A 25,016-nucleotide genomic window follows, 5' to 3' on the forward strand; every position below is an offset into this window, starting at 1 on the left:
GTCCGAGGCCCGTCTCCATGCTCCGAAAAGGCCGCCTGCTCGGCGTCGCTTTTGCCGTCTTCGCCCTGGTCTGCCTCGTTGCGACCTATGACTACTCGAAGGGGCGCATCCCGCAGACCCGCTCGGCGCTGGTTTCCGAAGTGCTGTCGGTCACGAACGGGCGTGAATGCGCCCGCGACGCGACCGAGATCGTCTCCCGTTTCATCCCCGTCGGGACGGAGCGGGCCGACGCCGAGCGCAAGCTCACGGAGATCACGATCGATCCGCCGAAGCCCTGGTTCTGGACCCCGGCGGTCGAGAACAGCACGGTTTCCGAAGGCAACTCCATCGAGGCGTTGCACACCATCAAGGCGACGGCCTTCGGCAGCAACTTGCTGCGCATCTATCTCGGCTTCGAGGACGGCAAGGTGAAGCGCGTCGCTGCCGAGGTCGTCTGCCATTTCGGCTGAGACAGGTTGCGGAAATCGCTGAAGCGCCGTGTCCTTCGGGCCGGTGCTTCACCACCGCGCGCATGCGCGCGGTGGTTTGAATAATGCGGTTTCGTTACGTCAGTCGCTGAGCTATCCTGTCCGAGGGGTGCTGTAACAGGTGCTGCCATGGAAGCGACGGACAAGGTTTTCGCCGGTCCCATTCCGCAGATCTACGACCGGCTGCTCGTACCTCTGATCTTTCGACCCTATGCCGAGGATCTGGCCGCTCGCGTCATGGCCTCACGGCCCTCGCGCATTCTCGAACTTGCAGCCGGGACGGGCGCGCTGACGCGCGCGATGGCTGCGCGTCTCGATGGCGCGAGCATCGTCGCGACCGATCTCAATCAGCCGATGCTCGACCTTGCCGCTGCGCAGCTGGCGGGCGACGACAGGGTCGTCTGGCAGCAGGCGGACGCACTCGATCTGCCGTTCGCGGACGAGAGCTTCGATGTCGTAGCCTGCCAGTTCGGGGCGATGTTCTTTCCCGACAAGCCGAAAAGCCATAGCGGAGTGCGGCGCGTGCTGCGGCCGGGCGGCCGCTATCTGTTCAATGTCTGGGACGCGGTCGGCAGCAACGACTTCGCGGGGGTGCTGCTGGACGCGTTGGCGGAGACGTTCCCGGCCGATCCTCCTCGCTTCATCGAGCGCACGCCGCATGGTTATCATGACGTCGGAACGATAGAACTCGATCTCTTGGCCGGCGGCTTCGCGCGGCCGGTGATCGAGCGTGTCGAGAAGCGCTCCCGAGCCGAATCCGCGATCGATGTCGCGACGGGCTTCTGCCACGGGACGCCGATCCGCGGCGAAATCGAGGCGCGGGGCGCGCCGGGGCTGATGGCTGCGACCGAGGCTGTGGCGAAGGCGCTGGAGCGTCGGTTCGGCTCAGGCCCGATCGAGGGAGGCATCGCCGCTTTCGTTGTTTCGGCCCGGCGCGAGTAGCGCCGACGACATTTCGGAGGGCGGTGCAGCATTGCTCTCCGTTGACTTGCCCCGTGCCGCATGCCAACCCGGCGCCATGATCTCGACCCTGCCGCAAGCTTCATCGTCCCCTCTGCGCATCGGCCTCGCCGGCCTCGGCACGGTCGGCGCCTCGGTGCTGAAGATCCTGCAACGGCAGGAGAATGCGCTGGCGGCACGCTGCGGCCGGTCGATCCGGGTGGTTGCCGTCTCGGCCCGCGATCGCAAGCGCGACCGCGGCGTCGATCTTGGCGGCCTGGTTTGGTTCGATGATCCGGTCGCGCTGGCGAAATCCGACGACGTCGATTGCGTGGTCGAGCTGATGGGCGGCTCGGACGGCCCGGCCAAGGCAGCGGTCGAAGCCGCGCTCTCGGCCGGCAAGCATGTCGTCACCGCCAACAAGGCCCTGCTCGCGGCCCATGGCGTGGCACTGGCGGAACTGGCCGAAAGCAAGGGCGTAGCGCTAGCCTTCGAAGCCTCATCGGCCGGCGGCATCCCGGTGGTGAAGACGCTGCGCGAGGCGCTGGCCGGCAACAATGTCGGCCGGATCTCCGGCATCCTCAATGGCACCTGCAACTACATCCTGTCGCGGATGGAGCTGGAGGGGCTGACCTTCGAGGCCTGCCTGAGGGACGCACAGCGCCTGGGCTATGCCGAGGCCGATCCGACCTTCGACGTCGAAGGCTTCGACACCGCCCACAAGCTGGCGATCCTGACCAGCCTCGCCTTCGGTACGAAGATCGATGCCGAAGCGATTCATGTCGAAGGTATTTCCGCGATCACGCCACTTGACCTGAAGATGGCCGATGAGCTCGGCTACCGCATCAAGCTGCTCGGCGTCGCCGAGCGCACCAAGACCGGCATCGAGCAGCGCGTGCACCCGACGATGGTGCCGAAATCCTCCGCCATCGCGCAGGTGATGGGCGTGCTCAACGCCGTCAGCGTCGATGCCGATGCGGTTCGCGAGATCACGCTGGTCGGCCCGGGCGCCGGCGGCGATCCGACCGCTTCCGCGGTGGTCGCCGACATCGCCGATGTCGCGCGCGGCACGGCCGGCCTGCCGTTCGGTTTGCCGGTTGCCCGTCTGGAGGAGGCCAAGCGCGCGCCGATGCAGCGTCATGAAGGCGGCTACTATGTCCGCCTCGCCGTCGCGGACCGGCCGGGTGCGGCGGCCGCGATCGCGACCCGCATGGCCGAGGCGGACATCTCGCTGGAGAGCATCGTCCAGCGCCGCTCGCCCGAAGCCGCCAACCGTGATCCGGGAGGCCGTTCCGGCGCGCCGGTTCCGGTCGTGCTGATCACCTATGCCACGAGCGAGACAGCCATCCGTGCCGCGCTCGAAAAGGTCACCGCGGACGGTCATGTCGCGGAACCGCCGCAAGTCATCCGCATAGAGCGGGAATAGGCCTTCGGGTCGATTCCACCCGCAGCATTGCAAGGGGAAACCATTTCATGTCCGTCGCTCTTCAAATCGCCCCCGATCAGATCATCGAGCGCTATCTCTCGATGGAACTCGTACGCGTCACCGAGCGCGCCGCCGTCTCCGCCGCCCGCCTGCGCGGCCACGGCAACGAGAAGGCCGCCGACCAGGCGGCCGTCGACGCGATGCGCCGCGAGCTGAACCGCCTGCCGATCGACGGCGAGATCGTCATCGGCGAGGGCGAGCGCGACGAGGCGCCGATGCTCTTCATCGGCGAGAAGGTCGGCAACAAGCAGGGCCCGAAGGTGCATATCGCCGTCGATCCGCTCGAGGGCACGACGCTCTGCGCCAAGGACATGCCGGGCTCGATCGCCGTGATGGCGATGGCGGGCGCCGGCAGCCTGCTCTACGCTCCGGACGTCTACATGGACAAGATCGCGATCGGCCCGGGCTATGCCAAGGGCGTGGTCGACCTCGATGCCTCGCCGGCCGACAACATCAACGCGCTGGCCAAGGCCAAGGGCGTGAAGCCGCATGAGATCTCGACGCTGATCATGGACCGCCCGCGCCATGCCAAGCTGATCGAGGAAGTCCGCAAGACCGGCTGCTCGATCCGCCTCATCACCGACGGTGACGTCGCCGGCGTGATCTTCTGCACCCAGCCGGAGAAGACCGGCATCGACCTCTATCTCGGCATCGGCGGCGCGCCCGAGGGCGTTCTGGCTGCTGCTGCCCTGCGCTGCGTCGGCGGCCAGATGCAGGGCCGCCTCATCCTCGACACCGAGGAGAAGCGCGTGCGTGCGGCGGGCATGGGCGTCAAGGACCCGAACAAGAAGTACGACATGTCGGAGATGGCCTCGGGCGACGTCATCGTCTGCGCCACGGGGGTGACCGATGGTGGCCTCCTCTCGGGCGTGAAGTTCGGCAAGGACATGATCGAGACCGAGACGCTGGTCTACCGCTCGATCACCGGCACGGTCCGCCGCATCTATGGCGAGCACCGCGAGTTCTCGAAGTTCCAGCTCGACTGAGCGGGTTTCACATGTCGAATGACATTCTAACCTAGCGGAACTTGTGCTAGCCCCGGAAAGCAATCTTTCCGGGGTTTGTTTTGCCCGCATTCGCCCGAGCTATCGACCTCGTCGGCGGCCTCGATCGGGCCGCGTCGCCGATGGCTGCAGGGCTTATTCTACGTCAGGCGCTGTCTCCGCTTGGAAGTTGCGGTTTCTTTGCGGGGTCGTTTCCCGCCTCTCCAGCGCTGCCCCTGGAGCGCATCGTTGCCGGTGGTCGGCGCTATGCGCAGTTCTCGCCGCCCGGCTGGCTGGACGAATATATGAGGCGCGGGCTCGATCGGGGAAACCCCGTGATCTTCGCGCCGGCAAGACGCGTCTCGCCCTTTCGCTGGAGCGCGCCGGGCTTTCCGGAGCTGACCGGTTGGCGCGGCCTCGAGCTTGCGCGCGAGATCGGCGTCGAGGATGGCCTGGCCGTTCCCTGTCACGAGCCGGACGGGCGCGTCGGTGTCATCAGCATGAGCTTCGAGCGCTTCGATTTCTCCCCGCGCGACATTCAGGTCATCGCCCTGGCTGCCGTGCTGACACATGAGCGGATGACACGGTTCACCGCCATGCCCGCCCCGCTTGCGCTTGGCCTCAGCCAACGCGAACGTGACTGCCTTGCCTATGTCGCCGATGGCCTGTCCGATGGCGAGATCGCCGAAAAGCTCGGCATCGCGCAGACGACCGCCCACAGCCACGTCGAGAATGCCAAGCGCAAACTCGGTGCCCGCAGCCGCGCGCAAGCCGTGGCGCGGCTTTTCGGAAATACACCACCGTAAGTTGTTGATGGAAGGGATTGCGCCCTCAGGCTATGGCCGCAGCGGCCGCGCGCCCGGCGGCTCGGCCCGAGAAGATGCAGCCGCCGAGAAAGGTGCCCTCCAGCGCGCGATAGCCGTGGACACCGCCGCCACCGAAGCCGGCGGCCTCGCCAGCGGCATAGAGCCCCGGCAGCGGCTCACCCGCCGCGTCCAGCACGCGCGACGACAGATCCGTCATCAGCCCGCCGAGCGATTTCCGGGTCAGGATGTTGAGACGCACAGCGATCAGCGGGCCATGGGCCGGATCGAGGATGCGATGGGGCCTGGCCGTGCGGATCAGCTTGTCGCCGAGATAGTTGCGCGCGCCGCGCAGCGCCGTGACCTGCAGATCCTTGCCGAAGGGGTTGGCGAGGGCCCGGTCGCGCGCCTCGATCTGCCCGCGCAGATACGCCTCGTCGATCAGCTTTTCACCGGTCAGTTCGTTCATGCGCTCGACGAGGCGGCTGAGATCGCTCTCGACGATGAAATCCTCGCCCTTGTCCATGAAGGCCTGCACGGGGCCGGGTACGCCTCCGCCGGCGCGACCTAGCACCTGCCGCCAGCTCTTGCCTGTCAGGTCCGGGTTCTGCTCGGAGCCCGACAGCGCGAATTCCTTGGCGATGATGCTGCGGTTCAGCACGAACCAGGAATAGTCGTAGCCGGTCTTCATGATGTGCTCGAGCGTGCCGAGCGTGTCGAAGCCCGGGAAGAGCGGAACTGGCAGGCGATTGCCGCGTGCATCGAACCAGAGCGAGGAGGGGCCGGGCAGGATGCGGATGCCGTGGCGCGGCCAGATCGGCGCCCAGTTGGCGATGCCCTCGACATAGTGCCACATCCGGTCGCCATTGATCAGCCGGCCGCCGGCAGCCTGCGCCACGGCGAGCATCGCGCCGTCGACATGGTCGGGCACACCCGAGAGCAGCCGGGCAGGGGGCGTTCCGAGGCGCGCCGGCCAATGCGCCCGGACGAGCTCGTGATTGCCGCCGATGCCGCCGGAGGTGACGATCACGGCCTGCGCCTTCAGCTTGAAGGAGCCGGTGACACCGCGCCCGCTCTTCTTGCCGCGCGCGACGTCGCTCGGCTCCAGAACCTCGCCTTCGATGCCGTCGATCGCGCCGCCGCGGCGCGTGATGCCGGTGACGCGATGGCGGAAGCGGAAGGAGAGCAGACCCTTTGCCTGCGCCCCCCTCGCCCGACGCAAAAAGGGCTCCAGCACACCCGGGCCCGTGCCCCAGGTCACATGGAAGCGCGGCACCGAATTGCCATGGCCGGTCGCGAGATTTCCGCCGCGCTCGGCCCAGCCGACGACCGGGAACCAGCGCATGCCCATCGCATGCAGCCAGCTGCGCTTCTCGCCGGCTGCGAATTCGAGGTAGGCCTCGGCCCAGCGCCGCGGCCATTCATCCTCCGGCCGGTCGAAGCCCGCCGAGCCGAACCAGTCGTCCCGCGCCAGTTCGCGGGAATCGCGGATGCGCAGCCGCCGCTGCTCGGGGCTGTCGACGAAGAACAGCCCGCCCAGCGACCAGAACGCCTGACCGCCGAGCGATTGCTCCGGCTCCTGATCAAGCAGCACGACCCTGCGCCCGGCTTCCGCGATCTCGCAGGCCGCGACGAGGCCCGAAAGCCCTGCGCCGACGATCGCCACATCGGTTTCGTGCTGCATGATCCACCCCGGGCGCCGCCTTGGCTGGCGGCTTGGTGGCAGTATGGCGGCGGTATAGAGCCGGGCCAAGGTCGACGCCGGTTGACCTGGCGCCCAGCTTGCGCGACGCCGTTGGGACGATGAGTCCGATGCAGCAATCCCGCGCTTTCCTTGGTGTGACCCGTTCGGCGCTTGGCCGCCCCTGGCGCGACCGGCTCGATACCGCGGGTCTCGGCCGGGCGGAGGCGCTGTCCCAGCGCGAGGGGCTGTCCGATATCCTGTCGCGCCTGCTCGCCTCCCGCGGTGTCGAGCCCGCCGAGGCTGCGCGCTTCCTCGAGCCGAAGCTGCGCGATCTGCTGCCGGACCCGGCCGTCCTCACCGACATGGAGCCCGCTGCGGCGCGGCTCGCCCAGGCGGCGATGAAGGGCGAGCGTGTCGCGATCTTCGGCGACTATGACGTCGACGGCGCCTGCTCCTCCGCGCTGCTCGCCGGCTTCCTGACACAAGGCGGAGCCCGCCCGCGGATCCATATCCCCGACAGGCTGATCGAGGGCTATGGCCCCAACAGCGAGGCGATCCGCATGCTCGCAGGCGAGGGCGCGACCCTCCTCGTCACGGTCGACTGCGGCACGACCAGCGAGGAGCCGCTGGCGGAGGCCCGCAGGCTCGGCCTCGATGTCGTGGTCCTCGATCACCACCAGGCGCCCGAGCGGCTGCCGGCTGTCGAGGCGCTGGTCAACCCGAACCGGCAGGACGATCTCTCCGGACTCGGCCATCTCTGCGCCGCCGGCGTGGTCTTCCTCACTTTGGTCGCCACCAGCCGGGCGCTGCGCCGCCAGGGCCATTGGGCGGCGCGCGGCGGCGAGCCCGACCTGCTGGCGGTGCTCGATCTCGTCGCCTTGGCAACGGTCGCCGACGTCGTGCCGCTGCAGGGGCTCAACCGCGCTTTCGTGCGGCAGGGGCTGGCGATGATGCGCAGCCGTGCCCGGCCGGGCCTTGCGGCGCTGATGGATGTCTCGGGCCTCGACGGCCCGATCCAGCCCTGGCATCTCGGCTTCCTGCTCGGGCCGCGCATCAATGCGGGCGGACGCATCGGAGACGCCGCGCTCGGCGCGCGCCTGCTTCTGAGCGATGACGAGGTGGAGGCGCGCGGCATCGCCGCCGAACTCAATCGCCTCAACCAGGAGCGTCAGGAGATCGAGCGGCTCGCCGTGCTGGAGGCGGTGTCGCAGGCCGAGCATGAGCTTGCCGGCATGGCCGAACTGCCGGTCCTGCTCGCAGGCAGCGCCGATTGGCACCCCGGTATCGTCGGTCTGGTTGCGGCGCGGCTCAAGGAGCGCTTCCGCCGCCCGGCCTTTGCGCTCGCGCTGAACGGTGAGGGCGGGGCGACGGGCTCCGGCAGGTCGGTCGCTGGCGTCGATCTCGGGCGGGCCGTGCGCTCCGCCGTCGAGGCCGGCCTGGCGATCAAGGGCGGTGGCCATGCCATGGCGGCCGGTGTCACGCTGGCAAGCGGGCAGGCCGCGCCGTTCCACGCGTTCCTGAACGATTATCTCGCTCGCGAGGTCGGCGCCGCCGGCGAGGCAGAGGCGCTCCTCGTCGATGCCGCACTCAGCGCGGGCGGTGCCACCCCGCGCCTGATCGCCGAGATCGACAAGGCCGGACCGTTCGGCTCCGGCAGCCCGGAGCCGGTCTTCGTCTTTCCGGCGCACCGCCTGACGGACGCCATCGAGATCGGCAGCGGCGGGCATGTCCGCATCAAGTTGCGCTCGGGCGATGGCGCCAGCATTGGCGGCATCGCTTTCCGCGCGGCCCAGGAGCCGCTGGGGCAAGCCCTGCTGGCGGCACGGGGCGAGACCGTGCATCTGGCCGCGACGCTCTCGCTCAACCGTTGGGGCGGCAGTGAAACGGCGGAGCTGCGCATCCTCGATCTTGCTCGCCCGGTCTAGCTGCCTGCCCGCCAAGGCACGTCATCCACATTTCTTGTGAACGGGCGCTTGCAGAGCGGCAGGCCTGCCACTATACCTCGCCCCGCTTCGGCACGGATCTACACGGTTCGAGACAAAGCGGTCTTCGTCTATCGGTTAGGACACCAGCCTTTCACGCTGGGAAGACGGGTTCGATTCCCGTAGACCGCGCCACTGATTCGGTGTGTGGCGTAAGTTGCTGAAAGCAACGAGTCATGTTGTTGCGGGAATCGAGGAAGCCCCTCGTGCTGCCTCGTCGTTGAAGGTGCGGGCGACCAAGCCGCGAAAGCCAAACGCGATGGGCTCGCCTCTCGCCGTTCAGCCCGAGGGTTCGTAGGGCGCTCTTCGTCTGGATCTGGCGCGCCCGGCGGCCCGGGAATGACGCCGGGATGTGATCTACGCGGTCGGCGCATCCCTCTATATCACGTCCGCCATGGCCTCATCCGGCGCCTCGCCTGATCTTCAGAGCATACGCGACGAATTTCGAGGTAATCCAGAAGGGCTACCTCATTTGTGCGGGCGGGAATCCCTTTGCTCGCTTCGTTGTGCACTGCTCCAAGCGTAAGCTCATTGCTCTCGTGGGTTGAGTAGTGAGGATGTAATCGTGGCATCGGACGCAGAAATCTCCGCGACGGAATTGCATGATGCCGCACAGAGGATCAAGGCACTTCGACGGGCGGCGACTGAACACGCTGTCGAAATCGGGCGTGAACTTCTCTGCATTAAAGAAAAGATGCCCCATGGCGCTTTCGTTAAATGGGTCGAAAAGGCGTGCGAGTTCAAGATAAGGACCGCGCAGGACTTGATGAAGCTTGCGCGTGAGGCAGAGTCCGATACGAAACTTGTCGCGCTGATGGTCCCCTCGACGCTTCGCGTCTACCTCTCCAAGAAAACTCCGCCTGCGGTCCGTAACACCATTCTGAAGCGGCTCGAGAGCGGCGAGCGCGTGTCGCGCAGCGATATTTATTCTCAGGTTTCGGATTCAAGGACGAAGGAAAAGGTGGACGCAGGTGATCGCCCGGTGCGCGAAGAGATTGCCTCGTCATTCTTCTCCAAGCCCGAACTTCTGAGGAGGACCGAGGAGAAGCGAAGCAATGCGGGCGGCGACCGCGCCCGGATGGTGGCTGAACTGATTCTTCGTCGTCTCAGCCCGCAAGACTACGAGAGCATCATGGAAGGAATGAGTTGGGAAGTGTGGAACCGGGCTTTCGTCTGGATGAGGGCCGCACGGATCGTGGATTCCGAACGGGTAGAGCTCACTTTGTCCAACGCTCCTGCCGCTCAGAGCTTCGAGGCGCTGCCGGCCAAGTTGCAGTGACAATTGTTGCGGTTGTTTTTTATTCGTTCTCTGCCGTACCGAAGTCGAGTGAGGGCGTTAATGCAGTCTTTTCAAGAGACGACATCGCCGCGCGGGCATCGGATGGCGGGTAGATAAAGATCGGAAGCCCGATGCCGGATTATATTGGAGAGCGCCAATCTTTAACACCGCTCGGCTTTGGCAGCCTCCGTCGCCGCTGGAAGCTCGTTGGTGCGTGTGTCGTATTGTCCATGATGCTGGGCTTGTTTTTCGCTTTCCTCAAGCCAGCGAACTATACCGCATCAACCCAACTCCTGATCTATGTGAAGGAAGTTCAGCCGGGTCCGGATCTGGTCATATTTCTGGGGCGTGCCGATCTGACGCAGGTCGAGAACGAGATCGAGATTATCCGCTCGCGCGGCACCCTGACCAAGGTCGTGCAATCGCTGAATTTGTCCGAGGATCCCGAATTCGTTCCGACCGCGATGCCGTTTCATAGCATCGCGCAGCGGCTGTTTGGCGCGCCGTCGGCGACGCCCGATGAAAGCCGCGGCAGACAGGAGCTCGCCGTCGACACGCTCGCCAAGCGCATCGAACTGAAGCGGGTTGGAACAAGCCACACGATTCTCGTCAACGTAACGACCTCCGATCCGGAGAAGTCCGAGCGGATCGCGAACGGCATCAGCCAGATCATGCTTCAGGCGCGAGTCAGCGCGGAGGACGGCAGCAGGTCGCCGTTGCTGCGGGAGCGGCTGCAGGGGTTGGGTCCCAGCGTGTATGTGATGACGCGGGCCCTTGCTCCGGACAAGCCGAGCGGGCCGCGGAAGATTCTCGTCATCCTGGCGGCCGTCATTGCCGGGCTTGCCGTCGGATCGGTGTTGGCTCTGTTGCTGGACTTCAAGGACAAGACGATCCGCACTGCCGCGCAGGTTGAAGATTTCGGCCTGGAATGCATAGGCGCGATCCCTTTGCTGAAAAGCGGTGTTCCGGCGGTTTCGGGGTCGCTCCATTCGACAAAAGAGTCGGCCAGGGACGATCAATTTCTGCCCGCTCCGCTGCTGAACCAGACGCTGCTTCGGATGACGGTGGCGATCGAAGCATCGAAGGCGCGCGTCGTCGGCATTGCTTCTTCGATAGCAGGAGAGGGGGCGACGACCGTTGCAAGGCAGCTCGCGCACCTGGCCGCTCGCAGCCAGCGGAGAGTGTTGCTTGTGGAACTCGATCGGAACCGGACGTCGCGCACCCCTGCTCAAGAAGTGCCGCCCGGGGGGGCAGCTGCTTCCGATACGAACGTGCGGCCGCTTGACGGCAGCCTCCGGAACAACCGTGGAAGCGGCCCCGATGTTCTCGTGACTTCGGTCTCGGACAATATCGACGGCGCCGCAAACTGGTGGATGCACAGCAATCAAAAGTTCTCGGTCGATTATGACCTTATCGTCGTCAGCTTGCCGCCGCTTGAACGCGGAGCCGAATTTCGCATGGCCGCGCAGAACCTCGACGGGATCCTGCTGGTTATCAAGTGGGGTGACACGGAGACGGAACGGGTCGAGCGCGCCTTCGCAGTATCTGGCGCTATGCCATCGGACTTCATCGGAGCGGTCCTGAACATGGTCGACGATCGGATGATCGGACAGTTCGGAGACAAGCTCTGGGAGGCGGAAGCAGCAACGACTACCCGACGGCTCCCCTTCGGACTGGCGATGCCAGCCGAGCCTGCCGCCGTGTAATCATGAATCGGAGAGGTGCTACAATGAAGCAGAACCGTTCATGGGTTAACGTCGCCGGATCAATTTCTTTGGTTCTGTGCGTCCTCAGCGGAAGTGCCGTCCGTGCGACATCCGATTACAGTGTTCGTGCCAACGACAAGCTCAAGATCAAGATCTTCCAGTATCCTGAGCTGAGCGGCGAATACACGGTTCGCGCGAACGGTACGATTTCGATTGCTCCCGTTGGAGATATTCCGGTCGACGGCCTTTCGGCCAAGGAGATCGCGAACCAGATTTCCGACCGCTTTATCCGTGCGGGCATTTCCGACAAGCCCGGCGCGTCGGTCGAGATTCTCGAGACACGGCCGGTCTATGTCCTGGGCGACGTGCAGAAGCCCGGTGAGTATCCATTCCGTCCGGGAATGACCGTTCTGCAGGTCGTCAGCCTGTCCGGCGGGTGGCTGCGGTTCAACGATCCCGGCCTGATGCGGCTGGATCGCGACAGCATCAACATAACCGGCGAAATGCGGACTCTCGTCAGACGGTATCAGCAGCTGACGGCGCGCCGGGCTCGCCTGAACGCCGAGCTGGTGATGAAGGCCGATATCCAGTTTCCGTCCGATCTCGTGTCGCGGTCGCAGAACGACACGGGGGTACGGCAGTTGATCGACGAAGAGCGCTCGCTTCTGAACATTCACGTCGACGCGCTCAAAACCCAGATCGATAGCGTCGAGCGGAATCGCGGCCTGTATGAACGCGAGATCGACGCGATCAAGCTCCAGATCCAAGCGACCAAGGCCCAATATGCGAGCGTTGAAAAGGAGCTCGTGGAAGTTCGGGATTTGGTCAAGCGTGGCCTGTCGACCCTGAGCCGTTTGACGAACCTCGAACGGATGCAGGCCCAGCTCGATATGAACGAGCAGGGCTTCCAGACGCTGATCTTGCGGGCGCGCCAGAACATCACGCAGGCCGATCAGAGGATCTTCGACCTGAAGAGCGAACGGAATGCGTCCCTGACTGCCGAAGTGCAGAAAGTCCGGATGGATCTCGACGACATCAGCGTCAAATTCGAGACCAACAGGAGTCTTCTGGTCGAGGCCCAAGTGACGATCCCGACCCTGGTCGGCAATTCCGACGGCGCTGTCGAAACCCGCAGCTTGACGGTCGTGCGCATGCAGGACGGGAAGGCGCAGACGATCGACGCGCTGGAGAGCACCGAACTCCTGCCCGGAGATGTGCTCAGGGTCCAGAGGAGCATCCTTCCGGGCGGGTTGGGTATCGGTCCGCTTGAACAGACCAACGTCATGGTTCCTGCGCGGGTCAAGCAGTAGCAGCGCGGCTGCGCGATCTGCGCAGCCGCGAGCCGGCCTCGTTTCGCTTGCGAGTGATGGATTGTTGCGTCCCGTGGATGTGAGTGGGAGATCGACGATGGCCTTCGGAGACAATGGTTCCGGGAAGACGAAGGAAGCTGGTGGGCCCTCCATTCAGCAGCAGATGCTGGCGTTTGAGCCGCAGCTACGTGCCTACGCCATGTCCATCAGTCGCAGCGCAGACAGGTCCGACGATCTGGTGCAGGAAACGCTGCTGCGTGCCATCAGCAAAATCGACACCTTTCGGCCGGGCACGAACCTTGGCGCCTGGCTGACGACGATCCTGCGAAACTGCTACCTCTCCGATCTCCGGAGGCGCCGGCATGAGGTGGAGGACGCGGACGGCTGCTATTCCGAGGCGTTGCGCTCGGCGCCGGAGCAGGAAGGCCAGCTTGAATATCAGGAGTTCTGCGCGGCTCTGAGAGAAATCCCGTTCGACCAGCGCGAGGCGCTCCTGCTGGTCGGCGCGGCCGGACTATCCTACGAAGATACGGCCACGCTTTGCCGCACCACGACCGGAACGATCAAGAGCAGGATCAACCGAGCCCGCTCGCGACTCGCGGCGCTGCTTGCGATCGAGAGCGTCAGCGAGATCGGTTCCGATAGTCAGACACGCGCGGTCATGGTCGGCCATCAGGGCGGCGATTCCACGCGGTGGTTTTTTTGATCGCCGGAGCAGGTAAGCTCCGGCGATATGGTTCTTGGCTCTCCGAACGTTCCCGCCCGGAGCTCTGGCGAGACAGCCGCGCTTACCGTTCGCGCAAGCTGTCGTGCTGATAGCGGGAGAGCGGCGAGAGCAGATAGCTGATGATCCGCCGCCGTCCGGTCTTGACCTCCGCCGTCACAGCCATGCCGGGCGATAGATTGACCTGCTTGTCCTCGATCGCCAGTTGCGTGCGGTCGAGGGAAATGCGCGCAGAATAGAGCAGTTCCTGGCCGCGCGGCTCGCTGCTGTCATTGTTCGCGCCCGACGTCTTGTCGCTTGAGCTGTCGGGAATCTTGTCGCGCGCGATAGCATCCTGCGAAACGCTGAGAATGGTTCCGCGAAGCAGGCCGTATCGTGTGAAATTGAAGGTATCGATCTTGATGGCGGCCTCCTGGCCGGCGCTCACGAAGCCAATGTCCCGGTTCGAGATCATCGCCTCGATTTCCAGCCGGTTTTCCGCAGGAACGACGAACATCAGCGACTGTGCGGGCGTCACGACGCCGCCGATCGTGTGAATCGCGAGTTGCTGCACGATGCCATCGACCGGTGCCGTCAGCCTTTGCAGGCTTTTGCGCTGCTCGGCCTTCACGATATCCCGCTTGAGGCCAGCTGCCTTCTGCTGGGCTTTGGTCAGCTCGTCGAAAAGGGTCCGCTCGTACTCGGCGATGGTTTTCGTGCGTGTCTCCATCAGTGCGGTAACCGCGGCATTTGTCTCGTTGCCGCGTTTCTCCTGAACGAGGATGTCCTGGCGCTGGCCGACGAGATCCTGCAGTTCGGTGAGATAAGTCACCTTGGATCCGAGCTCCTTCTGGAAAAGCTGCTCGCGAATTTCGACCCGTTGCTGGAGCGGGACGATGGTGGACTTCAGCTTGTCGACGGAGGCTTGAATCGTATCGCGTTCGGCTCCCTTTTGTGCGAGCTGACCGTCAATGGCGGCGAGTTTGGCCTTTTGCTCGCCGTTTTGGCTAACAAGGAAGCCACGGTACATCCGGAGCAGATCGGCCGGGGCATCCTCAGGCGGGTTGAATGCCGAAAGCGGGTCGTCCTTGTTGGCGATCCCTGCTTGCAGCCTGGCGATATCGAGGCGCGCGGCCATCAGGTCGCTCTGCAGATGTCCGAGCTCGGCATCGGCGGTGGTCGTATCGAGCTCGACCAGCACATCGCCGGCCTTGACGCTCTGGCCGTCATGGACCCGGATCGCGCGTACGACGCCGGTCTCGAATGGCTGGACCGTTTTGGTCCGGCCGCTGGGAATGATTTTCCCGGGTGCAACGGCAACAATGTCAACGGTGCCGATGCACGCCCAGACCAACGCGACGGCGAAGACGGCGATGATGCTCAGGCCGATGGTGCGCCCCAAAGGCGAAGGCGGGGTTTCCACGATCTCGAGCGCAGCCGGCAGGAACGCAAGTTCCTGGGATCTCATACGATTTTCATTCATGGATCGTGCGATAATTGCCTTTTGAAGGGCTTGCGAGCGGGTCGCTAGACCCGTCACCGCCGCGCGGGTACTGCGCTCGCCCCATTGTGCCGTCGTCGTCAGAGCCTGGCGTGCCCGGATCGCGACAGCCTTGTCGAAGCGGGGCATGAGCCCCGCGACTTCCTCGGCCTGTTTCAGCAAGACGAGACGCCCCGCCCATTGGGCCTCGAATTCGGCCCGCGTCAGCAAGGTGGGCTGCGTGATGTTCGAGGCCACGACAACCGCCTTTTCCTCGCTCACTTTGCCAAGCAGCAGGAAACCCCCGCCGCGAAGCTCTGCGATGCAGGGCAGCGGAAGATCGGCGAGCTTGTCCCAGGTGACGGACTGAGACCGCCCTGCGAAGCCGTATGCCCGAGCACCTCGGAGCATCTCGGCGATGCCGACGGCGCCGTTGCCGATATGGCGGCGAAGCTCTTCTACCGTGGCAGCGACGCCGCGCAGCCGCAGCAGCATCTCCAGAGCAAGAAGGCCAGACTGATCGTTTGTGAGCGCGTGCATGGCGTTTGCTTCGCCGCGGCTGTTTCCCTCCGGGAAATCAGCGCGCCGCATGAGTCCCCTGGGCTATGGAAAGAGCGGTTGTCTCGATGGTATTCGTGGTCGCGGATCGCGCGGCCGCTTGGCTCGCCGCCGCCGGCGTGCTTCCGGCCTCCGGCAATCCGGACTGGAGGCGGTGCAACGTGGCGTACCGGCCGCCTGTCCGCATCAGTGTTTCGTGCGTGCCATCCTCGATCAGGCGGCCGCCTTCGATAGTCACGATGCGATCGGCCATCCGCAGGGTGGAAAGGCGATGCGCGATGATAAGCACGGTCCGGGAGCGCGCGATCTGCGCCATGTTCTGCTGGATGATGTGCTCGCTCTCGTAGTCGAGTGCGCTCGTCGCCTCATCGAAGATCAGGATGCGCGGATTAGTCGCCAGGGCGCGAGCGATGGCGATGCGTTGCCGCTGCCCGCCCGACAGGCTGCCGCCGCGCTCGCCGACGATCGTGTCGTAGCCCTCGGGCAGTTTGAGAATGAAATCGTGCGCGCCTGCCAGCGTCGCGGCCTCGATCACCTTTTCCGCCGGAAGAGCAGGGTCGGCCAAGGCGATGTTGTCGCGGATCGAGCGGTTGAAGAGGATATTGTCCTGCAGAACGATGCCGATCTGACGGCGCAGCCAGGAAGGATCGATCTGGGCGACATCCACCCCGTCGACCAGAACCCGGCCGCTTTCCGGCACGTAGAGCCGCTGGGCGAGCTTGGCCAGGGTGCTCTTGCCGGACCCGGATGGGCCCACGATGCCGATCATTTGCCCGGCCGGAATGTTGAGGCTGACGTCGCGAAGAATCTCCGGCCCGTCGATCCGGTAACGGAACGTGACATGCTCGAAGGAGATGTCGCCGCGGACCGACGGAAGGGCCGTGCGGCTGGGGTTGTAGGCCGGCTCTGGCGTGGTGTTGAGAATATCGCCGAGGCGGGCGATCGACAGCCGCGTCTGGTGGAATTCCTGCCAGATCTGCGCCAGCCGCAGCACGGGGCCGCTGACGCGCCCGGCGAGCAGGTTGAACGCAATGAGCTCGCCGACAGAAAGGCTGCCGCCGATGACCAGCTTCGCGCCGACATACAGGATCGCTGCGGTCACGATCTTGCTGACGAGCTGAACGGTCTCGCTGGCGACGTTGCCCAGGCTCAGCACCCGGAAGCTTGCTGCGACATAGGCCGCCAGCTGCTCCTCCCAGCGCTGTTGCATCTGGGGTTCGATCGCCATGGCCTTGAGCGTTTCGACTGCCGTCACGCTCTCGACCAGAAAGGCCTGGTTCTCCGCGCCACGGGCGAATTTCTCGTCGAGATACCGACGAAAGAGCGGCGTCACGCCCGCGGATATCGCAACATAGATGGGTAGCGACGCGAGCACGATCCAGGTCAGCTGCGGCGAATAGAAGAACAGCGCGGCGACGAAGACGACCGTGAAGAACAGATCGATGACGAGGGTCAGCCCTGAACTGGTGAGGAAGTTACGGATGTTCTCGAGCTCGCGTACGCGGGCCACGGAATCGCCGACACGCCTCGCCTGGAAATAGCCGATCGGCAGCGCCAGCAAGTGACGAAACAGGCGCGCGCCGAGCTCGACGTCGATCCGGTTCGTGGTGTGTGAGAACAGGTAGGTTCGCAAGGCGCCGAGGACGACCTCGAACACGGCGATGGCCACAAGCCCGAAAGCGAGCACGTCCAGCGTGCTCATGCTTCGATGCACGAGAACCTTGTCGATGACGACCTGGAAGAACAGCGGCGAGATCAGGCCGAAGAGCTGGAGGAAGAAGGACGCTACCAGAACTTCGGTGAGGAGCCACCGGTACTTATGGATGGCGCCCATGAACCATGTGACGTCGAAACGGCGGGCGAGATCGGTCAGCGAAGCCCGCTTCGTCATCAACACGAGCCGGCCGTCCCAAGCCGCTTCCAGCTCGGCCCGAGACATCATGCTCGGCCGTGGGGCGTTCGGGGCCTGGACGAGGATGCTGTCTTCGCCGCATCGTCCGAGCAGGAGGAAGCTTCCGTCGCGCATGGCGGCGATCACGGGGAGCGGCGTATGCGCCAGGCGCTCCCAGTTCGTCGTCACAGACCGGGCTTTGAGACCGAGGCTTTTGGCGCAGCGGATCATCTCCACGACGCCGATGCGGCGGCCGGGAAACTGATGCTGGATCTGCTCCGGGGTTACGCTCACGCCCTGACTGCTCAGGATGAACATAAGCGCGGCCAGGCCGCCATCGGGCAACGGAAGGGTGTCGTTATCGGGCTTTTTCAAGCTTTTCTGTCCCGCGTATAAATCGTTGACGCATGCGCGGGGAGTTCCCCCACATGCAAACCACGACGAGCGTCAGAACGCTCTCATGCCGCGTTGATACGAAGACGCCAGATTCGGTGTTTCGTTGATTTTGATTGTCGTTTCAGATCGCCGTGCGCCCTTCCGGGCGCACGGCGTCATCGTTGACGCATCGGATGCCCGAAAGGTGGGATGCCACCTTTCGGGCTGATGCATTACGCGTGTGGCTTCGCCAGGGTCTGGGCGACGTTGTTCAACCATCCCTGCATCTGAGCAGCGCTGGATGTCGCCGAAGGCGCGGCGAAGCTCGATGCCGCATACTGACTCAACAGGGCAAGCTTGGGCGTCACCGAGCTGTCGGACGGCGCAGCGCTTGCGCCTTGATCCTGGAAGCCGGGGAAACCAACCGTCTTGCGGCTACCGAACGTCAGGTCCAACAGATTTTTCGCTTGGCTGGTGGTGCTAAGCGAGGTGTCTGTGGCGGTCGGTGAAGTCGAGGACGAGCTGCTAGCCGACGGGTCCACAGTGGACGCCACCGTCGCAGGGGCCGCAAGAGCGGTCGCCGACGAGGTGAGTGCTGTGGTCCGTTGACTGGCCGACGTCGTGCTGACGACAAGCGTTCCGGCGGGCTGGAGGGGCGCGCCGGAGAGGTTGACGCTATTGCCTGCCTTATCGGTGACACCACCCAGGTTGTACTTGGTGACCGCAAGGTCGGAGGCCTTCTCGCCGGCTCCCACCTTGTAGTCGAACTGCAGGGTGTTGGTGCCGGCGCCGCTGACGTACTTGGCGGTGCCGTTGCTGTTCAGCGACAAGGTCGGCGTGCCGTTGACGGTGACAACTTCGTTGAAGTTGACCGACAACCGGACAGTGTCGCCGGCGCGAACGGTGCCGTTCCCATTGCTGAGACTGGACCCGTTGGCCGCGATCCACTGGACCTTGGGCTTCGTGGTGTCGGCCGACGACGTCTTGGTGTCGACGACCAGCGTTCCGGCAGGCTGGAGCGGCGCGCCGGCAAGATTGACGGCATTACCCGCCAGATCCGTGACACCACCCAGATTGTACCCGGAGACCGCGAGGTCCGAGGCCTTCTCGCCGGCGCCCACCTTGTAGTCGAACTGCAGGGTGTTGGTGCCGGCGCCGCTGACATACTTGGCGGTGCCGTTGCTGTTCAACGACAAGGTCGGCGTGCCGTTGACAGTCATCGCCTCGTTGAAGTTGACCGACAACCGAACGGTGTCGCCGGCCTTGACCGTGCCGTTGCCGTTGCTGAGGCCCGTCCCGGTGGCAGCGATCCACTGGACGTTCGGCGCCGTTGTATCGACCGGTTTCGCAGGGTCGACGGGCGCCGTGGTGTTGATGGCAAGCGTTCCGCCGGGCTGGTGCGGGGCACCAGTCACATTGGCGGCGTTGCCGGCCAGGTCCTTCACACCGGACAGGTTGAAACCGCTGATCTCGAGATCGGCAGCATTCTCACCTGCGGCAACCTTGTACTCGAACTGCAAGGTGTCCGTTCCGGCGCCGCCGACATACTTGGCGGTGCCGCTGCTGTTGAGCGACAAAGTCGGCGTGCCGCTGACGTTGACCGACTCGCTGAACTTCAGCGTCAGGCTCACGGTGTCGCCGGCTTTGACCGTGCCGGTACCATTCGTGACCCCCGGCCCGTTGGCCGCAACCCACTGCACCGTCGGCGCAGTCGTGTCGCCGCTGGGCGTGGTTGGGTTCGTCGGGTTCGTCGGTGTTGTCGGGTTGGTCGGATTGGTCGGGTTCGTCGGATTGGTGCCCGAATTGCCCGAACCCGGCGTGCCACCGCTCACGCCCTGCAGCAATGGCGTGATGTTCCCCATGTCGTGCCACAACGCGGTCATCGTTGCGTCGTCATAGGCGTTGGATTGCGCACGAATATTGGTCGTGCCGCCGGCTACGTCGATGACATAGGCGCCGTACTGCTGCATGGCCTTAAAGACCTGCTGGCCAAGTGGGGAGAGGCCGGCAGGCATAGGGGTACCCGGCGGGATCGCGAGGTGCTGCCCTTCTTGGACGATGCCCGACGCGCTGCTGCCGTCGCTGTTGATGGCCTGGCCGACAGCGCCGGGCTTGGCGAGCGAGAAGTCGACCGCGAGCTGCAGCGCGTGATCGATCACCCCGTCGTCTGTTTCCGCCTTGACGAGCAGACCGCCGAGCTGACTTGCGCCGGCAGCCGTGATGCCCGCGGCGAGGAAGGGCGACTTGCTGCCCCAGCCATCGCCCGTGACGATGTTTTCGGACGCGAATGAAGCGGCCGAACCGCTCGTGTTGCTGGTTCTTTTGAACTGCCAGAAGTTGTAGGCGACGTCGCCATCGATGACGATTAGTTCGCCATCAGTACCCGCGGCGCCATTCGCGGCGGCCGGCATGTGAACGCTGATGGTGCCGCCAGGATAACCCCATCCCGGGGGATAAGTGACTTGTACAAGTGGATCTGAAGAAGAAGCAACGTAAACCGCTGGGGAATAACTGCTCCATGCAACGCTGTAATTGTAGCCTGTCGACGCGGGCCAATTGAGTTTTGTGAAGTTTGCATCGCTAGCTACTTCTGTATTCCAACTCGAAGACGCAGTAAATGGGCGAGTTTCGAGTGAGCTCATAAGCCTATTTTCCTTAGTTTTATATAGAAAGGAACGGGAGCGGAATTAGTAGGCCAGCCGGGTAGTCCTCGCCGTTCCGTGGAAACGCAGCGAAATAGACAGGCACGCCGCGCGATTAGCGGTCGGATGACGGGTCATCGCCATATGAGGCGGCGAATCAAAGGCCCATCCACCAGCGAACGTGGCCAGATATCGTGTTTGGAATGTGATGCCAAAATGAAATTGTTTGGGCACGAAAATCTGGGGATATCTTGACTATATGATCTGCGCTTTTGGCTAAACGCTATATAGAATCAGCGATTCTCTCGACATGCAGAATGAAGCTGCAATGCGCAAAAGGCGGCCTATCGAGCCGTATGGCTGACCGCTATGCGTTTAATGCAATGATCGAGACGATCGTTTCGAACAGGCCCTTGCCTGCGCCCCTCCCGGGATGGTCAGGGATTTCCCTCGCTTGGCTGCCCCACGCGCTGAAGCAGCGGGGAGATCCGGGCAAGGTCCTGTTGCAGTGCCACGATCGTCATACGGTCGTAGGCATTCGCCTGGGCGCGCAAATTAGTGACGCCTCCAGCCACGTCGATCACAAATGCTCCGTAGACCTGATAGGCGCGAAAGACTTTTTGCCCGAGAGGTGACAAGCCTCGCGGCATCGCCACGCTGGACGGAATGGCCAGGCGTTCGCCTTCCTGAACCAACCCATCCGGATTCACGCCGTCGCCATTGATCGCCTCGCCGACGCGGCCCGGTTTCGCGTAGGCCATATCGACCGCGATCTGCAACGCGTGTGAGATGTCGCCGCGGTCGGTTTCCGCCTGGACCAGCAAGCCGGCGAGCTGGCTCGATCCCGCCGCCACGATGCCGGCGCCGAGAAAGGGCGACCTGCGCCCCCAGCCGTCTCCGGTGACGAGGTTCGTCGCGGCATAGGACCGCGCCGTCGCCGCCTCGGGGCTCAGCCGCTTGAATTGCCAGAAGTTGTGAACGGTATCGCCGTCGATCACCAGCAATTCCCCGTCGGTCCCCGGAGCGCCATCCGCATCCGCGGGGATGCGGATCTTGAGGGTGCCTGCGGGAAGTCCCCAGCTTGCCGGGTGTTCGACGGAAACGACGGGGTCCGAAGCCGAACTCACATGAATGGCAGGAGAATAGCTGCTCCAGGCGACGCCGAACCGGGCGCCCATTGGCCAATCGATCTCTTCGAAAGTGGCGTTCGAGGCGATGGGCGTGTTCCAGGACGAGCTGGCTACGAAGGGCCGCTCGCCCAGGGTGAACTGACCGCTTGGTCTTTCGTTGGCAGCATTCCGCGCGTCATTTGCCAAAGCGGATGAACAGCACCCGGTGGCCGCGGCGATCGCGAGCGGGCAGGCGAGCAAGGCCAGAACCGGAAAGGGCAGAGCCCAAAGGCTTTGCAGTGTGCGATGCGATCTCATCCGACCGACTGCCTCGAGAGGAATGCGCCAAACCCGGCCGCAGGCCGCCTTCATCGCTCCGTCCGGACCCAATCGATCTGGCGGTTGACGAAGAAGCGGATGAACGACGGGATCTTGAGCAGGCAATAGGCCGACCCCGCCGCCAGCTCGCGCCAGGAAATGATCTCCTGGGCGAAGCGCCACCATGCGACGCCGATAGCTCCGGTGAAGCAGGCCAGCACGGTGAAGGAAACGACCAGCGGGCTCGCGGCACCCGTCACGACGAACCATGAGAGGCTCAGGCCCGCCATCAGCACGATCGACATTGCCAGCAGTGTTAGCGGTGGAATGCAGAGGTCGAGCGTGAATGCGAAGAGGTGCAGGCTGCGCTTCGAGAGCGCGCGCCTGATCAGCGGAAGGAAGAACTCTCCGATGATTGCAAGATGTCCGTGCTCCCATCGCGTGCGTTGCTGACGCTTGCCTGTTTCGCCCTGGGGAAGCTGGCTGACGATCTGCGCGTCGGGGCAGAAGAACGGCGCCTTTCCAGCGATTGCGAGCTCGGCGCCGAATTTCTGATCTTCCGCCAGATGGCCGGTCGCAAGATCGAGCTGGCTGGCGAGGGAGAAGGGCAGGGCCATCCCGGAGCCCATCAGCTGGCACGGCCATCCCAGATGCGCCGAGCCCAGCGGTCGCACGAAGGTCTTGATCGTCCAGGCCAGCCGCGAGACCTTGTCCGCCGGGCTCGGCGATGGAGGTGCCAGCATCGAGTATCGTGCCTGGACCGGCCGCCCGGTCGCGGCGCATTGCATTGCCAGAGTTTCGAGCGCGCCAGGCATCACTTCGCAATCGGCGTCGATGACGATGACGATCTGCGGCGGATCGGCGCCGAGCGACCGGACCCCGTGATCCAGCGCATAGCCTTTTCCGATCCGGGTCGTGTCCTGGCGGATGGTCACATCCGCGCCCGCGCCTGCCGCCACCTGCGCGGTGCCGTCGGAGCAATTATCGGCCACCACCAGCAGGCGCCCGGCCGGGGGCAATTGAGCCATTATCGAAGCAATCGAGTGTGCGACGATCGCTTCTTCGTTATGGGCGGGCATGATCACCGCGAAGCGCGGACAGGGCATGGAGGCGGTCGACGTGGATCGCCTCGTCGGCAGGAGCGCCGCGCCAATCTGTATAAAGAGAAAGGCGACCGGGATCGCGGTCAGGAGACCCAGCATCACCAGTGCGAAGGTGGCTGTCCCGATCACGGCTGTCATGATGAACCCGGTCCCTGAACGCTCGTTGGCATCCGCGCCGGGCCCTCTGCGGCGAGCGCCGCTTGGAGGATCGCTTCGGCCGGCACTCTCGGCGCCAGCGCAAGGTTCTCGGGCGCTCTTGTCGAATCGGCCTGTTCGCGGCGCTCGGTGCTGCCGAGCGACCTGGCGAGCACGTCGAGTATCTGTTCGGAGGCGTGGCCGTCGCCGAACGGATTTTTGGCTTGCGCCATGGCGCGATACGCTTCGGGGTCCGTTAGCAGCTCCTTGCAGGCCGAAACGATCGCGTCCACTTCCGTGCCGACGAGGCGCGCGGTGCCGGCTTCGACGGCTTCCGGGCGCTCGGTGGTGTCCCGGAGGACAAGAACCGGCTTCCCGAGCGCGGGCGCTTCTTCCTGAACGCCTCCGGAGTCGGAAAGGATGATGTGGGCGCTGTTCATCGCCAGCACGAACTGCTCGTAGCCGAGCGGCTCGATGAGCGACACGCGCGGATGAGAACCCAGCATCGGGCCGACCACCTGCCGGACGCGCGGACTGAGGTGCACCGGACAGACCACCTGCAGATCCGGGAAACCCTCCAGCAGGATCAGGACAGCCTCGCAGATGCGCTGCATCGGTTCGCCGTGGTTTTCCCGGCGATGCGTGGTCAGCAGAAGGGTGGGAGAGGGCGCTCGAACCTGCGCCGCGGGGCGGGCTTTCGCGAGTGTCAGAAAAAGCGCATCGATCGCCGTATTGCCGGTGACCCATATCGTCTCTGCCGGCACATTTTCCTTCAGCAGGTTGTACCTGGCCGTTTCAGTCGGAGCAAAATGATAGTCTGCGATGACGCTCGTCAGGCGGCGATAGACCTCCTCCGGAAAGGGGGCCCGCTTGTCGTAGGTTCGCAGCCCGGCCTCGACATGCGCGACGGGGACGTTCTCGTAGAACGCTGCGAGCGCGCCGACGAAGCTCGTCGTGGTGTCGCCTTGCACGACGACGACATCCGGCCGGACTTCCGTAATCACCCGTTGCAGGCCTTCGAGGGCTGCCATCGTCACATGCGCGAGGCCTTGATCTTTGCGCATGATGTTGAGGTCCGCGAGAATGGGCAGGTCGAAATAGGCCACGACCTGATCGAGCATCTCGCGATGCTGGCTGGTGCGCACGGCCAGAACCTCGAAGCGCTCGGGGTCGGCCTTCGCCGTCAGAATGAGGGGGGCGAGCTTGATTGCCTCGGGCCGCGTGCCCATCACGACAAGAATTCGTTTGCGGGGAGCCATCTCAGCCCTCGTTTAGGGTCGCGGGGTCATACGTCGGAAATGGGAGGCCTGGGCGATGGCGCTCCAGGAAATCAGGCCGAGGAACTGCGAGTTCGTGACCAGATAGCGCCTGAACAACCGGCGAGGCTCCTGGGCGAGGCGATAGGCCCACTCGAGCCCGACGCGCTGGACGAAGGCAGGCGCCCGTTTTCGCAGTCCCGCGATGACATCGAAGCTGCCACCGACCCCGATGACGACCCGGGCGCCGAGATTGTCCCACTGCTCCTCGATGAAATATTCCTGCCGCGGCACGCCCATCGCGATGAAGAGAAGCTCGGCTCCACTTTCCGCCACGGCTTTCGCGCGTGCCTCGGCCTGCTCGGGCCCGAAATAGCCATCGGCATGGCCGCGGACATCGAGGCCGCGATGTCGGTTCTGGAGCACGTCGACGGTCGCGCGCACCGTGCTACTCTCGGCGCCGAGAAAATAGACGCCGATGCGCTCCTGCACTGCGCGCGCGCATAGCTGATCGATCAGATCGATCCCGGTGACGCGCTCAGGCAAGGGCTGTTGCCAAAGATGCGATGTCCAGACGAGCGGCTGTCCATCGGCGACCGTCCAGCGCGATGAATCGACGAAGCGCTGCAGCCGTGGGTTGGATCGCATCATCATCAGGATCGCGACGTTCACCGTGGACAGGACGCCGCGCTCTCCTGCGTGGATGGCTCGAATGAGTTCTTCCACGGTCTGCTTTGCCGAGAGCTTGTCGAAGCGACCGTTCAGAATCTGGGTCTGACTGGGCCGTATTGCTTCAGATGCGGGAAG

The 25,016-nt window shown here is 64.4% G+C and carries 18 protein-coding genes and 1 tRNA gene; 11 read left to right on the forward strand and 8 right to left on the reverse strand.

From position 1 onward, the window contains the following. Positions 1–17 precede the first annotated feature (17 nt). From AC1DNE_RS11960 to AC1DNE_RS11980, 5 genes are all read left to right on the forward strand, one after another. On the forward strand, positions 18–449 hold the full coding sequence (locus tag AC1DNE_RS11960) for a hypothetical protein (protein WP_476766788.1): 432 nt from the start codon (positions 18–20) through the stop codon (positions 447–449). Between the two features lie 147 nt (positions 450–596). Further along, a complete protein-coding gene (locus AC1DNE_RS11965) occupies positions 597–1,409 on the forward strand; it encodes a class I SAM-dependent methyltransferase (RefSeq protein ID WP_476766789.1) in 813 nt (270 codons plus the stop codon). A gap of 76 nt (positions 1,410–1,485) precedes the next feature. Next, positions 1,486–2,832: a homoserine dehydrogenase gene (locus AC1DNE_RS11970; RefSeq protein ID WP_441472007.1), complete on the forward strand. Its 1,347-nt coding sequence runs from the start codon at positions 1,486–1,488 to the stop codon at positions 2,830–2,832. Between the two features lie 47 nt (positions 2,833–2,879). Next, complete coding sequence (gene glpX, locus AC1DNE_RS11975) at positions 2,880–3,878, forward strand: class II fructose-bisphosphatase (protein ID WP_441472008.1); 999 nt, start codon at positions 2,880–2,882, stop codon at positions 3,876–3,878. Positions 3,879–4,018: 140 nt separating this feature from the next. Then, the gene (locus tag AC1DNE_RS11980; protein WP_476766790.1) at positions 4,019–4,681 is read left to right on the forward strand and encodes a helix-turn-helix transcriptional regulator; all 663 of its coding nucleotides are present in this window, start codon (positions 4,019–4,021) and stop codon (positions 4,679–4,681) included. 25 nt (positions 4,682–4,706) lie between these two features. Here the strand turns inward: AC1DNE_RS11980 and AC1DNE_RS11985 are convergent, their stop codons facing one another. Beyond that, entirely contained in the window at positions 4,707–6,362 is a 1,656-nt protein-coding gene (locus AC1DNE_RS11985; RefSeq protein WP_441472010.1) for an FAD-binding dehydrogenase, read from the reverse strand. Positions 6,363–6,490: 128 nt separating this feature from the next. Here AC1DNE_RS11985 and recJ point away from each other — a divergent pair, with 128 nt between their 5' ends. The 6 genes from recJ to AC1DNE_RS12015 all read left to right on the forward strand — a co-directional run bounded on the left by recJ (position 6,491) and on the right by AC1DNE_RS12015 (position 13,345). Then, entirely contained in the window at positions 6,491–8,287 is a 1,797-nt protein-coding gene (recJ, locus tag AC1DNE_RS11990) for a single-stranded-DNA-specific exonuclease RecJ (protein WP_476841060.1), read from the forward strand. A gap of 117 nt (positions 8,288–8,404) precedes the next feature. After that, positions 8,405–8,479: transfer RNA gene (locus AC1DNE_RS11995), tRNA-Glu, on the forward strand. Between the two features lie 430 nt (positions 8,480–8,909). Then, complete coding sequence (locus AC1DNE_RS12000; protein WP_476766792.1) at positions 8,910–9,623, forward strand: DUF3102 domain-containing protein; 714 nt, start codon at positions 8,910–8,912, stop codon at positions 9,621–9,623. Between the two features lie 131 nt (positions 9,624–9,754). Further along, positions 9,755–11,329: a Wzz/FepE/Etk N-terminal domain-containing protein gene (locus AC1DNE_RS12005; protein ID WP_476841061.1), complete on the forward strand. Its 1,575-nt coding sequence runs from the start codon at positions 9,755–9,757 to the stop codon at positions 11,327–11,329. A 23-nt stretch (positions 11,330–11,352) separates the two neighbouring features. After that, complete coding sequence (locus tag AC1DNE_RS12010) at positions 11,353–12,639, forward strand: polysaccharide biosynthesis/export family protein (RefSeq protein ID WP_441472014.1); 1,287 nt, start codon at positions 11,353–11,355, stop codon at positions 12,637–12,639. A gap of 97 nt (positions 12,640–12,736) precedes the next feature. Continuing rightward, on the forward strand, positions 12,737–13,345 hold the full coding sequence (locus tag AC1DNE_RS12015) for a sigma-70 family RNA polymerase sigma factor (RefSeq protein ID WP_441472015.1): 609 nt from the start codon (positions 12,737–12,739) through the stop codon (positions 13,343–13,345). Between the two features lie 82 nt (positions 13,346–13,427). Here AC1DNE_RS12015 and AC1DNE_RS12020 read toward each other — a convergent pair whose 3' ends face one another. The 7 genes from AC1DNE_RS12020 to AC1DNE_RS12050 form a co-directional block, all read right to left on the reverse strand. Continuing rightward, on the reverse strand, positions 13,428–15,413 hold the full coding sequence (locus tag AC1DNE_RS12020; protein WP_476766794.1) for an HlyD family type I secretion periplasmic adaptor subunit: 1,986 nt from the start codon (positions 15,411–15,413) through the stop codon (positions 13,428–13,430). Then, entirely contained in the window at positions 15,400–17,646 is a 2,247-nt protein-coding gene (locus tag AC1DNE_RS12025) for a type I secretion system permease/ATPase (protein ID WP_441472017.1), read from the reverse strand. Before AC1DNE_RS12025 ends, AC1DNE_RS12020 begins: the two co-directional genes overlap by 14 nt. Positions 17,647–17,879: 233 nt before the next feature. Continuing rightward, complete coding sequence (locus AC1DNE_RS12030) at positions 17,880–20,057, reverse strand: hypothetical protein (RefSeq protein ID WP_476841062.1); 2,178 nt, start codon at positions 20,055–20,057, stop codon at positions 17,880–17,882. A 668-nt stretch (positions 20,058–20,725) separates the two neighbouring features. Beyond that, positions 20,726–21,715: a hypothetical protein gene (locus tag AC1DNE_RS12035; protein ID WP_476766796.1), complete on the reverse strand. Its 990-nt coding sequence runs from the start codon at positions 21,713–21,715 to the stop codon at positions 20,726–20,728. A gap of 50 nt (positions 21,716–21,765) precedes the next feature. Continuing rightward, positions 21,766–22,956 carry a glycosyltransferase family 2 protein gene (locus tag AC1DNE_RS12040; RefSeq protein WP_476766797.1) on the reverse strand — a complete coding sequence of 397 codons (1,191 nt, stop codon included), beginning with the start codon at positions 22,954–22,956 and terminating at the stop codon, positions 21,766–21,768. Further along, positions 22,953–24,212, reverse strand: a complete 1,260-nt coding sequence (gene wecB / locus AC1DNE_RS12045; protein WP_476766798.1) for a non-hydrolyzing UDP-N-acetylglucosamine 2-epimerase — start codon at positions 24,210–24,212, stop codon at positions 22,953–22,955. Before wecB ends, AC1DNE_RS12040 begins: the two co-directional genes overlap by 4 nt. A gap of 12 nt (positions 24,213–24,224) precedes the next feature. Then, positions 24,225–24,935 (reverse strand): WecB/TagA/CpsF family glycosyltransferase, encoded by a 711-nt coding sequence (locus tag AC1DNE_RS12050; protein WP_476766799.1) that lies wholly within the window; start codon positions 24,933–24,935, stop codon positions 24,225–24,227. Positions 24,936–25,016: the final 81 nt, after the last annotated feature.

The sequence above is a fragment of the Allobosea sp. 05L423 genome (genome assembly GCF_056397745.1).

Bases quoted from the DNA above. Each gene is read 5' to 3' on its own strand.
- AC1DNE_RS11960 (WP_476766788.1), top strand. From the start codon at position 18: ATGCTCCGAAAAGGCCGCCTGCTCGGCGTCGCTTTTGCCGTCTTCGCC.
- AC1DNE_RS11965 (WP_476766789.1), top strand. From the start codon at position 597: ATGGAAGCGACGGACAAGGTTTTCGCCGGTCCCATTCCGCAGATCTAC.
- AC1DNE_RS11970 (WP_441472007.1), top strand. From the start codon at position 1,486: ATGATCTCGACCCTGCCGCAAGCTTCATCGTCCCCTCTGCGCATCGGC.
- glpX (WP_441472008.1), top strand. From the start codon at position 2,880: ATGTCCGTCGCTCTTCAAATCGCCCCCGATCAGATCATCGAGCGCTAT.
- AC1DNE_RS11980 (WP_476766790.1), top strand. From the start codon at position 4,019: ATGGCTGCAGGGCTTATTCTACGTCAGGCGCTGTCTCCGCTTGGAAGT.
- AC1DNE_RS11985 (WP_441472010.1), bottom strand. From the start codon at position 6,362: ATGCAGCACGAAACCGATGTGGCGATCGTCGGCGCAGGGCTTTCGGGC.
- recJ (WP_476841060.1), top strand. From the start codon at position 6,491: ATGCAGCAATCCCGCGCTTTCCTTGGTGTGACCCGTTCGGCGCTTGGC.
- AC1DNE_RS12005 (WP_476841061.1), top strand. From the start codon at position 9,755: ATGCCGGATTATATTGGAGAGCGCCAATCTTTAACACCGCTCGGCTTT.
- AC1DNE_RS12010 (WP_441472014.1), top strand. From the start codon at position 11,353: ATGAAGCAGAACCGTTCATGGGTTAACGTCGCCGGATCAATTTCTTTG.
- AC1DNE_RS12015 (WP_441472015.1), top strand. From the start codon at position 12,737: ATGGCCTTCGGAGACAATGGTTCCGGGAAGACGAAGGAAGCTGGTGGG.
- AC1DNE_RS12020 (WP_476766794.1), bottom strand. From the start codon at position 15,413: ATGCGGCGCGCTGATTTCCCGGAGGGAAACAGCCGCGGCGAAGCAAAC.
- AC1DNE_RS12030 (WP_476841062.1), bottom strand. From the start codon at position 20,057: ATGCCGGCCGCCGCGAATGGCGCCGCGGGTACTGATGGCGAACTAATC.
- AC1DNE_RS12035 (WP_476766796.1), bottom strand. From the start codon at position 21,715: ATGAGATCGCATCGCACACTGCAAAGCCTTTGGGCTCTGCCCTTTCCG.
- AC1DNE_RS12040 (WP_476766797.1), bottom strand. From the start codon at position 22,956: ATGACAGCCGTGATCGGGACAGCCACCTTCGCACTGGTGATGCTGGGT.
- wecB (WP_476766798.1), bottom strand. From the start codon at position 24,212: ATGGCTCCCCGCAAACGAATTCTTGTCGTGATGGGCACGCGGCCCGAG.